Origin of the sequence: Fibrella aquatilis (assembly GCF_017353255.1) — a bacterium.
In the GTDB taxonomy this organism is placed as follows: Bacteria; Bacteroidota; Bacteroidia; order Cytophagales; family Spirosomataceae; genus Fibrella; species Fibrella aquatilis.
Genome location: NZ_JAFMYU010000008.1, coordinates 147890 through 160504, shown reverse-complemented (window position 1 = coordinate 160504; position 12615 = coordinate 147890). Strand labels below are relative to the sequence as shown.

Below are 12615 nucleotides of genomic sequence, written 5' to 3'. Positions count from 1 at the left end.
GGTTCGGGCAAGTTAGGCGAACTACGGGCATAAAACTCGCCCACACGCCTATCCTCAGCAATAGTCTTTTTGTACTATTTCTTGTATAATCGACTGTCAATCAGCATTTAGTACAAAAGGACTATTTACCCGTCGCGCCACCGTCCGATACCTTTGTTGCCGAAATCACTGAGTCGTAAACACACCATTTTCGACATGTACTCATGACAACGAATGACCTACGAGCGCCTATGAACGATTGCTACCCGCACAAGGCGTGCAACCATAGTTCCATCTTTTAATCGAAACAATCATGACGGTTGACCAAGTAACAAGCGAACAAATACTGCCCGACCACATGGGTTTGGGCGGTCTTGCTCCGACAAAAGCGAAGGCAAATAACGGCCTGGCTGCCGCTGCCGACCCGGAAGTGCTGATTAACGGCGACAAACTCTTCCATATCCAGAGCTACGATATAGGTGGGGGTCAACGACGCTACGACGGCATCTGGAGTCCAGGCAACGATGGCCGCCCCGTCGTGTACGGCTGGGCGTTAGCCGATTTGCAGAAAAAAAATGGCGAACTGTGGCAACAGGGGTTCCGCATGGCGCACCAGTACAGCTATGATATTGGCGGGGGTCAACGCCGCTACGATGCCATCTGGCAGCCGGGCAACGACGGTCGACCCATTGTGTGGGGCTACACCCTGGCCGATCTGGAAAAGAAAAATGGGGAGTTCTGGGCGCAGGGCTTTCGCCTGACGCAGCAACAGGCCTACGACATTGGCGGGGGGCAGTGGCGGTACGATGCCATCTGGACGCCCGGTAACGATGGACGACCCGTGGTCTGGGGCTGGTCGCTAGCCGACCTGCAAAAAAAGAACGGCGAGCTCTGGGCGCAGGGCTTCCGCATGGTACATCAGTACAGCTACGAAGTGAGTCCGGGGCAACGCCGCTACGACGCCATCTGGATGCCAGGCAACGATAGTAGGCCTATTGCGTGGGGCTACACCCTCACTGATTTTCAAAAGAAAAACGGCGAACACTACGGCCAGGGCTATCGACTGGCGCATCAGCACAGCTACGATATAGGTGGGGGTCAACGACGCTACGATGGCATCTGGATGCCGGGCAATGATGGCCGGGGGATTGTCTGGGGCTGGTCGCTCGATGACTTTCAGGTACGGCTTGGCGAACTCTATAACAAACGCATCGCCGTGGGCAACCAGGCCCTGTCGTTGCCGAAACTGCTGAGTGGCATCCGCCAAAAACTGGACAGTAACTGCGTGGGCTATGGTGTGGTGATTTCATACCGGGGCAACCCTGAATTCCGCTTTGATGCCGGGTTGGCCCGCACGGCGACGAACCCACCACAACGCGATTTCTCGGTCTATGACCGGACCAATCTGGCCAGCGTCAGCAAAACGCTCACGGCAATAGGCGTAGTTAAGTTACTCACAGCCAAAGGCATAACCATCGACACGACCATCGGCACGTACCTGCCCGCCGACTGGCAACGTGGCCCAAATGTAGCCGCCATCACGTTTAAGCAACTGCTGACTCACACCAGTGGCATTCGGGAGCAGGACGGCAACGGAGTCGACTACGACTACCTGAAAAACATGATTGCGAAGGGCGTCAGCACCGACAAATCCTATACGTATCAAAACCAGAATTTCGCCCTGTTTCGCATCATCATACCGTACCTGAACGGCTTCAGTGACCCAGGCGTAGCCAACCGGCCAATGGCCCTGGCGACGGCCTACCTGGCTTACATGAACGCCAACGTCTTTGCACCGGCGGGCATCAAAAACGTCACGGCCAAACCCGCTGCCACCAACCCGACGCTGTTCTACCCATTTCCGGCGGGCAACGTAAGCGGTACGGACTTCGGCGATTCAACGCTGTATTCGGCGGGCAGCGGGATTCACCTGTCGATGAACGAGCTGAATCAACTCCTAGGCAAGCTGCGGTTCACCGACACCGTCCTGAACGCACAACAACGCAAGCTAATGGACGACCATCAATTGGGCTGGTATCGGGGCAACGTCACCAACGGTACGCAGGTATCGCACGGGGGCTTCTTGTGGTTTCCATCGCCCAACGGCAGCGGTACGCTCAATACGTCGTTCTACGACTTTTCCATTGGCGTGCAGGTAACCTTGATCCACAATTCACCCGTACTGCCCAATCCCGGCAACTTCGTCATCGACGCGTTCAACGGAGCGTGGGGTCCGCGCTAAGGCAACACCAATGGCACAGCCCGCCGCGTCCTCTGGGGTGTTGCGGGCTGCCATTAACCTTCTTCTTGTTATGAACACCCCTATTTTAGACGTTATCGTCATCGGAGCGGGTCATGCTGGGCTTAGTGCCAGTTATTACCTAAAACAGGCTGGATTAGCTCATCTGGTGCTCGAACGCGGTCGCGTTGGCGAATCGTGGCGGTCGCAGCGATGGGCCAGCTTCGTCGTCAATTCACCAAATCAATTCAATCGGTTACCAGACACAATACCCACCGAAGACGATCCGGGTGGATTTAGCTCCGCCCACACGTTTGTCGCTACGCTGACCGATTACGCATTGGCGCATGAACTACCCATTATCGAAGACACGACCGTCCTTTCCATCGAAAAATCGGTGGGCGACGATGCGTTCACAATTGCCGTATCCCGCCATGACCAGTTTCATACGTACCGAAGTCGGCAGGTAATTGTGGCCTCTGGTGCCATGAATACGCCACAGATACCGACGTTGGCAGGTCAGCTGTTACCGGCTATTCAGCAACGCCACGTAGCCACATATCGTCAGGCCGACCAGTTACCGGACGGGGGTGTGCTGGTGGTTGGCAGTGGGCAATCGGGCTGTCAGGTAGCCGAGGATTTGGCCGAAGCTGGCCGCGCGGTTTACCTGGCCACCAGCCCCGTGGCCAGACTACCCCGGCGCTACCGGGGCAAAGACATCATGGAGTGGCTTGTGCAGATGGGCTTCTTCAATGCACGGGCCGAAGACGTGCCCGACCCGGCTATGCTACACCTGAAAACGCCGCTGCTAACGGGGCGCGACGGGGGGCAGCGCACCCTCAGCCTTCAGTCGCTGGCCCGCAAAGGCGTGACCCTACTGGGTAGCATGACAGATGCCGACGATACTATGGTGGCTTTCGCAGCCAACGCGGCCATGCACGTACAGTTTGCCGACGAATTTTCCGCTCAGGTCAAGGGCATGGTCGACGCGTTTATTCAGGAGACTGGGCTGACGGCCCCCGCACCAACCCCCGACCCCGACGATGCGCCTGACCCCGATGTCAATTGTGTGGATCCCATCACGTCGCTTAACCTGACCGGGCATGGTGTCACGTCCGTCATTTGGGCAACTGGTTTTGGGGCTGACTTCAGCTACCTCCACCTGCCAGTCTTTGACAGCACCGGGCAACCAGAGCACCACAACGGGATAACCAGTACAGGTGGGCTGTACTTCTTGGGCCTCCACTGGCTACGCAGTCGCAAATCGACCACGCTGCTTGGTCTTGGCGAAGACGCCCGGTTTATCGTAGATGCCGCCTGCGCCTATCATCAGCAGTGTTCCGAACTGGCTTAGTAGCCTGTTAATCGGAACCGCAACTCAACGTCTTCCTCTTTTTAAATCCACTTAATCTTTCAGAACAAATGAACGACAACAGAAAACCTGTTGCCAGGTACGTTGTTGCCCTGTTTTTCACCGGGGTGTTGCTCACTCACCAAATCGGGTATACTCAGCCAACTCCCCTCCCCGCAGCCCCCATCCGCCCGGTCGTGGATGATTATTTCGGGACCAAAATCACCGACCCATACCGGTGGATGGAGGATATGAAAAACCCCGAACTGCTGAACTGGATGAAGGCGCAGGCCGACTACACCCGCCTCGTGCTTGACAACGTACCGGGTCGGCAGGCGGTGTTGGCGCGGCTTACGGAACTCAGCAACGCCGTGCCTGCCCGCGTCAGTAACGTGATGCGGTTGCCCGGCGAGCGGTACGTGTACCTGAAAATCAACGCCAACGAAAATGGGGCATCGCTTTGCATCCGGCAGGGGCTGGGGGGCACCGAAACGCGCCTGGTTGATCCCGCTCAACTCAAACCCAGCAACGGGCAGCCGGTATCGATTAGCTATTTCCAACCCTCGTGGGACGGGAAACTGATCGCTGTGGGGTTGGCAGCGGGCGGGTCGGAGAACACATACATCCGCATCATTGACGTACTAACCGGCTACGAAACCGGGGAAACCATTGACCGGGCACGCTACGGCGGCGTGGCGTGGTTGCCCGACAGCCGCTCGTTTTTCTACACCCGTCTACAACAACTCCCACCCGATGCGCCCAACACCGAACGGCAGCAGAAGTCCCGCGTGTATCAGCACGTGGTAGGTACGTCGGCGGAGCAGGATAGGATTGTTTTCGGGCACGGCGTAGACCCGGCTGTCGACGTACCCCCGACGCTGATTCCCCGGCTGCATACGTACCCCAACACTGATTACGTACTAGCATCGGTCATTTCGGGCGTTGGCGGCGCAAAGACTGGGTACGTTGTTTCGCTGTCAGCGGTGGGTAAAACGGGTGTCGATACGCCCTGGCGCAAGCTGTTTGGCCCAGCCGATGATATTACGGACGCGGCCCCGCACGGCGACGACCTGTATCTGGTCACGCACAAAAACACGCCCCGTTACAAGGTCATCCGCACCAGCCTGCAACACCCGGATTTGGCAATGGCCACCGACGTACTGCCCGCCGGCAAAGCCGTCATCAGCGGCGGCTACGTCGCCGGAGAAGGCGCGCTACACCTGGCGCAGGACGCGCTCTACGTGCAGCAACTGGATGGCGGGCTAGGCCGGATTCGGCGCATCCCATTCCAAAAAACGGAATCGCCTTCCGACGTACCGCTTCCTTTCGAGGGCACTCTGTTCGACGTGCGGGCCGACTCGCGGCTACCGGGGCTGCTTCTCTCGCTTACCTCCTGGACCAAGACCGCGCGCCCACTCGCTTACGACCCCGCCCGGCAACGTACCCACGAAGTAGGGTTGCAGCCCAACGACCCGCACGACAAACTCACCAGTACGATGGCCGTTCGCGAGGTGAATGTCCCGGCAACTGATGGTACGTTGATTCCGCTGTCGATCATGTTCAAGAAAGGGCTGACGCTCGACGGTACCCACCCGACCTGGCTCAACGGCTACGGTGCCTATGGCATCCCGTCGCTATCGGGCACCAGCCCCATGATTACGGCCTGGGTGGAGCAGGGCGGCATTTACGCCGTGGCTCACGTGCGCGGCGGCGGCGAGTACGGCGAAGAATGGCACAAGGGCGGCTACAAGGCTACCAAGCCCAACACCTGGCGCGATTTTATCGCCTGCGCCGAATACCTGATCGCTCAACAATACACGTCGTCGAAACACCTCGGCGGCCTGGGTATCAGCGCGGGGGGTATCCTGATGGGCCGGGCCATGACCGAGCGGCCCGACCTGTTCCGCGCCGTAGGGATCGCCGTGGGCCTGACGGACATGCTGCGCTACGAAACCACGGCCAACGGCGTGCCGAACATCCCGGAGTTTGGCAGCGTAAAAACCGAGGAAGGCTTCAAAATTTTGCACGAGATGAGTGCCTACCACCACGTCAGCGACAGCACCAACTACCCGGCGGTGATGCTGGGTACGGGCATTAACGACCCGCGCGTGGACCCGTGGCTGATGGCGAAAATGACGGCCCGCCTCCAAGCCGCCAGCCGCAGTGGTCACCCCGTGATGCTCCGCGTCGATTACCAGAGTGGACACGGCCCCGGCGTCACGAAACAGCAACGACTGACCACCTTCGCGGATGCCATCGCTTTCCTGTTCTGGCAACTGGGCCACCCCGGTTTCCAGCCCGTGCAAGCCACAAAACACACCGACTAACTCTTTTTTGCGATGAAAACAGTCCTGACATGGCTCAAGCGAGGCGTTATTGGCCTGCTGTGCCTGATTCTACTAGCCGTAGCCACCATTTACGGCCTGAGCAGCCACCGCCTCAACCGCCGACACAACGTAGTTGCACTGCCAAAGTTGCCCATCACCACCAATGCCGACACGGTAGCCTGGGGCGGGCACATTGCCACTAGCTTCGGGCTGTGTACGCAGTGTCACGGGGTCGATCTGGGGGGGCAGCTCTACCTCGACGGGGGACCGCTCGGCATGGTTTATGGCCCGAATCTAACACGGGGCAGAGGCGGAATCGGCGGCTTCCTGACCAATGAGGATTGGGTGCGGGCCATTCGGTACGGGGTCAAGCGCAACGGCACGTCGATGTTAGTGATGCCCAGCGAAAAGCTGGCGTACCTGGCTGATGACGACCTTTCGGCACTGGTGTCGTACCTCAAACAGCTAACGCCCGTCGACCGGGAAGTTCCTCCAACAGAACTCCGGTTGTTAGGGCGCACCTTACTGGTGCTGGGAGAGCTACCCTTGCTGGCAGCTGAAAAAGTACCCAATCACGTACCAGCCAAAACGATTGACCGACGTTCCTCCGCAACCTACGGCCTTTATCTGGCCAACGTCGGCAGTTGCCGGGGTTGCCACCGGCCCGACCTGGCGGGCGGCCCTATGCAGGCACCCGGTGCACCACCCGCACCAAACCTAACCCCCACCCACATAGGCACCTGGAGCGAAGCCGATTTTGTACGCATCATGCGAACGGGCATTCGACCAAACGGCACAGCACTTCACGCCATTATGCCCTGGCCAATTTACCGCAACCTAACTGACAACGAGTTGCACGCTATCTGGCTTTACCTGAAAAGCGTACCGCCCAAACCGATTGTGGTTCGGCCCTCGTAATGCAAAAACGCCCCGCAAACGGATCGTCGGCGGGGCGTTTTGTGTGGGCCAGCTTGGGCTCGAACCAAGGACTTACTGATTATGAGTCAGTTACTCTAACCAACTGAGTTACAAGCCCTTGTCTCAATTTTTTACTATTGAAGACAGTACAAAAATAGGGCATTTTGTTGAATCTACGTCCTTTCTGCCGAAATTTCCCCTTAAATCAGTTTACAGTAATCAGTAACCAGTTATCAATGTATCCATCTTCCCAATCTTACGATTGATAACTGGAAATCGGTCCGCTGGTGCGGGCAAACTGTAAACTGCAAACTCTCTTTATGACGAACCGGAAGAAGATTCTCAACGACCCCGTTTACGGCTTCATCAGTATCTCGTCGCCGCTGCTGTTCGACCTCATCGAGCATCCTTATTTTCAGCGGCTGCGGCGCATTAAGCAGTTGGGGTTGTCGGAATACGTGTATCCGGGGGCGTTGCATACGCGGTTCCACCATGCGCTGGGAGCCATGCACCTGATGGGTCAGGCCACGGCCACGCTGTGCAACAAAGGCAACCAACTCTCTGAGGCTGAGTGCGAAGCGGCGCAAATTGCCATCCTGCTCCACGACGTTGGCCACGGCCCGTTCTCGCATGTGCTGGAGTGCTGCATTCTGGAAGACGTGCCCCACGAGGAAATCTCGCTCATGCTCATGCGCGATCTGAACGAGCAGTTTGGCGGGGCACTCACCCTGGCTATCGCCATGTTTGAGGGCACCTACCACCGGCCATTTTTTCATCAGCTTATCTCCAGTCAACTCGACATGGACCGGATGGATTACCTCAACCGCGACTGCTTCTATACGGGCGTTGCCGAGGGGACTATCGGGGCTGAACGGATTATTAAGATGCTCGATCTTCACGACGATCAACTGGTGGTGGAAGACAAGGGCATCCTGAGCGTCGAAAATTTTCTGAACGCCCGGCGCATCATGTACTGGCAGGTGTATTTGCACAAAACGTCCATCTGCTGCGAGTCGATGATGATTCAGATACTGCGGCGGGCGCGGTTTCTCATTCGCCATACAGAGTCTGGCAACCGCCTCGATGGCCTGCCCGACTTCCTGCTGTTTCTGCGCGAAAGCATCTCGCTGGCCGATTTCCGGGCTAATCCGGCTTATTTACAGGCCTTTACGCGGCTGGACGATTACGACGTCTGGGCCTGCGTGAAAGCCTGGGCCACCCATCCCGACACTGTGCTGGCCACGCTTTGCCGGATGCTGCTGGACCGGCACCTGTACAAAATTATGCTCTCGAATGAGCCTTTTGCCCCTGAACTAATTGAGGAACTGGCTGGAACGTTGCGCGCCAAAGGCGTATCGGACGATGAACTGTCCTATTTTCTGGTGGAAGGGCAGGCATCCAACGCCGCCTATATGCCCACGGGCGACTCGATCCGGATTAAGTCGAAAACGGGCTTCGTGCGCGACATTGCCGATGCCTCTGAGCTAGCCAACATTGGTGCCTTGTCAACTATTGTGCGGCGGCATTATGTGTGCTGGGCGCGGGAGCTGAAAATGAATTCAAAGTTCAATGTATAACGTCTAAAGTTGCTTCGCACATTCGCCTTACATGGAGCAACTTTAGACGTTACACATTGAACTTTGAACTCATTTCACAATAAGTTGAATTAATCCCCCATTTATACGAATAGTGCAATCTGTTGGCTACCTTAGCCGCCCAAATGTCGTGGAAAACGACCCTCATTCACTGGCCTAAACAACGTTTATGGAGTTCACAGTCAGGCAAATAGCCGTTTTACTCAATGGTCACGTAGATGGTGACGACTCGCTGACTGTCAGCCAGTTAGCCAAAATTGAGGAAGCTAAGCCGGGCAGCATATCGTTTCTGGCCAACCCCAAATACGAAGCCTTTTTGTACGAAACACGCGCTTCGGCCGTGATTGTGGACCATTCGTTCATCCCTCGTGAACCAATAAATCCGACGTTGATACGGGTGGAAAATGCGTATTTGGCTTTTACCCAATTATTAGAAGAATACTATCGGCTCATCAGCCTTTCGCGGGTTGGTGTAGAGCAACCTTCGTTCATGCACGAGAGTACGCAGATGGGCGAAAACGCCTACCGTGGGGCGTTTTCATACATCGGCAAGAATTGCAAGATCGGGCAGCACGTCAAGCTGTATCCTCAGGCTTATATTGGTGATAATGTCTGCATCGGCGACTACACGGTGGTGCATTCGGGCGCTAAGCTCATGGATAATACCGTGGTGGGCAATCACTGCGTTATCCACCCCAATGCCGTAATCGGGGCTGATGGTTTTGGGTTTGCCCCGCAAGCCGACGGCACTTACAAACCCATTCCGCAACTGGGCAACGTGATCCTGGAAGACAACGTCAGCGTGGGGTCCAACACCACCATCGACTGTGCTACCATGGGGTCGACCATCATTAGGGCGGGGGCTAAGCTGGATAACCTGATTCAGATTGGCCACAACGTCGAGATTGGCAAAAACACCGTTATTGCCGCCCAGACGGGTGTTTCGGGGTCTACGCGCCTGGGCGACAACTGCGTCATTGCCGGACAGGTAGGCTTTGCCGGGCACTTAACTATTGCCAACGGAACCAAAATCGGCGCACAGTCGGGGGTGGGGAAAAGTGTCACCGAAGAAGGCACGTCGCTCAACGGATCAACTGCTTTTTCACTGCGCGACAACATGCGCTCACAAGCTATCTTCCGCCGCCTGCCCGACCTGGAACGGCGGCTTAATGAACTTGAAAAAAAGAGTCAATAGTCGGCAGTCGATAGTCAATAGTCGGCTGCCGCAGGAGTACACTTGCGGCAGCCGACTATTGACTGTCGACTTTTGACTTAGAAGAGATGAACATCAAACAGCAAACCATACAGAAAGCCGTATCGGTATCGGGCGTGGGCTTGCATACGGGCGTGTCGGCAACGATGACGTTTATGCCCGCCCCAGCCAACCACGGCTATAAATTTCAGCGTATCGACCTGCCCGGCCAACCCACCGTGGATGCCGACGTCGACTTTGTGGTGGACCTTTCGCGTGGTACTACATTGGAGCAAAATGGTGCCCGCGTCCATACTGTAGAGCATACCCTGGCAGCACTGGTTGGCCTGCAAATAGACAATGCCCTCATCCAACTCGACGGCCCCGAACCCCCCATTATGGACGGGTCGTCGATCAAGTTTGTGGAGGCACTGGAGTTTGCCGGGATTGACGAGCAAAACGCCGACAAGAAATACTTCGAGATCACCGAGTTTGTGCACCACCGCAACCCCGAAAAAGACATCGAGATTGCGGCCCTGCCCCTCAACGACTACCGCCTCACGGTGATGGTCGACTATAACTCGCAGGTAATCAACAGTCAGCATGCCTCGCTCAACGACCTGACCTTGTTTGCCAAAGAGATTGCCTCGTGCCGGACGTTCGTATTTTTGCACGAACTGGAAGCCCTCTACAAACAGAACCTGATCAAAGGCGGTGACCTAAGCAACGCCATCGTGATTGTTGACCGCGACGTATCGGACTCGGACCTGGACCACCTCGCCGATTTGCTCAACAAGCCAAAAGTGGGTGTAAACCGGCAGGCGGGCATTCTGAACAACCTGCAACTACACTACCCCAACGAGATGGCCCGCCACAAACTGCTCGACATGATTGGCGATTTGGCGCTTATTGGGCGGCCCATTAAGGCGCAGATTCTGGCGGCCCGGCCCGGTCATGCCGCCAACGTGGCTTTTGCCAAGAAGATCAAGAGCCTGATTCAGAAAAACGCTCAGAATCAAGTACCCCAATACGACCCGAAGCAGCCGCCGATTCTGGACATTAACCGCATCACGCAGCTATTACCCCACCGCTACCCGTTCCAGATGATCGACAAGATCATTGCGCTGGATGAAAGCAGCGTGGTGGGTATTAAGAACGTGACGATGAATGAACCGTATTTTCCGGGACACTTTCCCGGCAATCCGGTTATGCCTGGTGTATTGCAACTAGAGGCAATGGCGCAAACGGGTGGTATTCTGGTACTTAGCACCGTACCCGACCCCGAAAACTACTGGCCGTTTCTGGTGGGTATCGAGAACTGCCGGTTCCGCCGCAACGTATTGCCCGGCGATACCGTAATCTTCAGATGTGAGTTTACCTCGCCCATGAAGCGCGGTATTGTGAAAATGCAGGGCCGCGGTTACGTGAACAACCTCCTTGTTTGCGAAGCCGACATGATAGCGAGTTTAGTTAAGAAAAAATGATTCAACCATTAGCCTACGTCCACCCTGAAGCGAAGATTGCCCAAAACGTGGTGATCGAGCCTTTTGCCATCATTCACAAGGACGTTGAGATTAAAGAAGGCACCTGGATTGGCTCCCACGCGGTGATCAATTCGGGCGCCCGCATTGGCCGAAACTGCAAAATCTATTCGGGAGCCGTCATTGCCGGTGTGCCGCAGGACCTCAAATTCAACGGTGAGGTGACGCAGGCCATCATTGGCGACAATACCACCATCCGCGAATACGCCACCATCAGCCGGGGCACCGAAGAACACTGGCGCACCGAAATTGGCTCTAATTCGCTGGTGATGGCCTACGCCCACGTAGCGCACGACTGCCGCATTGGCAACCACTGCATCCTGACTAACAACGTACAGATGGCAGGCCACGTCCACATGGGCGACTGGGCCATCATTGGTGGGTCGAGTTCAGTACTTCAGTTCACCAAAATCGGTGCGCACGCCATGGTATCGGGGGGGTCATTGGTGCGGAAAGACGTGCCTCCGTTCACTAAAGCGGCTCGTGAACCACTCTCCTACGCCGGTATCAACTCGGTAGGGCTACGGCGGCGGGGCTTCACCAACGAACAAATCAACGAGATTCAGGAGATCTACCGGTACGTCTTTCTGCGCGGTTTCAATAACGCTGAGGCCCTCAACCGCATCGAACTCGACATCCCCGCCACCGCCGAACGCGATGAGGTGCTCAACTTCATTCGCAACTCAGAACGCGGCATCATGAAAGGACCGGGAAGCGGGAGTAGTGAATAACGATGAGTGCTGAGTGGTAAACGATGAGTTTGCTGCCGCCAGCGTATTATTCGTGCGGCAGCAAACTCACCGTTTACCACTCAGCACTCATCACTACACCATGACCATCACCGCTGACCAGATCGGGAAAAAGTACCGCCGGGAATGGATATTCCGGGGAGTTGACCTGACGTTGGTGGCGGGGAACAGCTATACGTTTGTGGGGCCTAACGGCAGTGGCAAATCGACGTTGTTGCAGGTGCTGGCCGGTATGCAACCAGCCTCAGCGGGCAAGCTGACATACTCACTGGATGGCGCAAAACCGCTGGATGAAGAGGCCTGGTACAAGTATATAGTACTGGCAGCTCCCTACCTGGAACTGATCGAGGAGCTGACCCTCAGCGAGTTACTGGCCTTTCACGTGCAGTTTAAGCCGCTAAGGCCGGGTGTCGATGCCACGGCCCTGATGGACCGGATGCAGCTGAGCCACGCTCGCAACAAGGAGATCAAATTCTTTTCGTCGGGGATGAAGCAGCGGGTGAAGCTGGGCCTCGCGCTTTTCTCCGATGCCCGCCTCGTACTTCTCGACGAACCCACCGCCAACCTCGACCGGCAGGGTGCCGCCTGGTACCGCGACGCCGTGAAAGAACTGCTCACCCGCCCCGACTGTCTGCTCCTGATTGGCTCGAACCAACCCGATGAGTACGATTTTTGCCCTAACGTGATCGACGTGACGCAGTGGAAACGGTAGCGTGCTTGCGCG

Annotated in this window: 9 protein-coding genes and 1 tRNA gene; 9 read left to right on the top strand and 1 reads right to left on the bottom strand. The window is 56.5% G+C overall.

Annotation, left to right across the window (positions count from 1 at the left end; genetic code table 11):
• The first annotated feature begins 292 nt into the window (after positions 1–292).
• From J2I48_RS12335 to J2I48_RS12320, 4 genes are all read left to right on the top strand, one after another.
• On the top strand, positions 293–2221 hold the full coding sequence (locus J2I48_RS12335) for a serine hydrolase (RefSeq protein WP_207335750.1): 1929 nt from the start codon (positions 293–295) through the stop codon (positions 2219–2221).
• Between the two features lie 70 nt (positions 2222–2291).
• Positions 2292–3572, top strand: a complete 1281-nt coding sequence (locus J2I48_RS12330) for a flavin-containing monooxygenase (RefSeq protein WP_207335749.1) — start codon at positions 2292–2294, stop codon at positions 3570–3572.
• A 68-nt stretch (positions 3573–3640) separates the two neighbouring features.
• Positions 3641–5896: a prolyl oligopeptidase family serine peptidase gene (locus J2I48_RS12325; protein ID WP_207335748.1), complete on the top strand. Its 2256-nt coding sequence runs from the start codon at positions 3641–3643 to the stop codon at positions 5894–5896.
• Positions 5897–5908: 12 nt separating this feature from the next.
• Entirely contained in the window at positions 5909–6814 is a 906-nt protein-coding gene (locus J2I48_RS12320) for a c-type cytochrome (RefSeq protein WP_207335747.1), read from the top strand.
• 44 nt (positions 6815–6858) lie between these two features.
• Here J2I48_RS12320 and J2I48_RS12315 read toward each other — a convergent pair.
• Positions 6859–6932, bottom strand: a tRNA-Ile gene (locus J2I48_RS12315).
• Positions 6933–7134: 202 nt separating this feature from the next.
• On the opposite strand from J2I48_RS12315, the gene J2I48_RS12310 reads away from it, so the two are divergent.
• The 5 genes from J2I48_RS12310 (at position 7135) to J2I48_RS12290 (ending at position 12603) form a co-directional block, all read left to right on the top strand.
• Entirely contained in the window at positions 7135–8391 is a 1257-nt protein-coding gene (locus J2I48_RS12310) for an HD domain-containing protein (RefSeq protein WP_207335746.1), read from the top strand.
• Between the two features lie 187 nt (positions 8392–8578).
• Positions 8579–9604: a UDP-3-O-(3-hydroxymyristoyl)glucosamine N-acyltransferase gene (gene lpxD, locus J2I48_RS12305; protein WP_207335745.1), complete on the top strand. Its 1026-nt coding sequence runs from the start codon at positions 8579–8581 to the stop codon at positions 9602–9604.
• A gap of 86 nt (positions 9605–9690) precedes the next feature.
• The gene (locus J2I48_RS12300) at positions 9691–11085 is read left to right on the top strand and encodes a bifunctional UDP-3-O-[3-hydroxymyristoyl] N-acetylglucosamine deacetylase/3-hydroxyacyl-ACP dehydratase (RefSeq protein WP_207335744.1); all 1395 of its coding nucleotides are present in this window, start codon (positions 9691–9693) and stop codon (positions 11083–11085) included.
• Complete coding sequence (gene lpxA, locus J2I48_RS12295; RefSeq protein WP_207335743.1) at positions 11082–11873, top strand: acyl-ACP--UDP-N-acetylglucosamine O-acyltransferase; 792 nt, start codon at positions 11082–11084, stop codon at positions 11871–11873. The genes J2I48_RS12300 and lpxA overlap by 4 nt, the downstream gene beginning before the upstream one ends.
• Before the next feature lie 100 nt (positions 11874–11973).
• A complete protein-coding gene (locus J2I48_RS12290; RefSeq protein WP_207335742.1) occupies positions 11974–12603 on the top strand; it encodes an ABC transporter ATP-binding protein in 630 nt (209 codons plus the stop codon).
• Positions 12604–12615 lie beyond the last annotated feature (12 nt).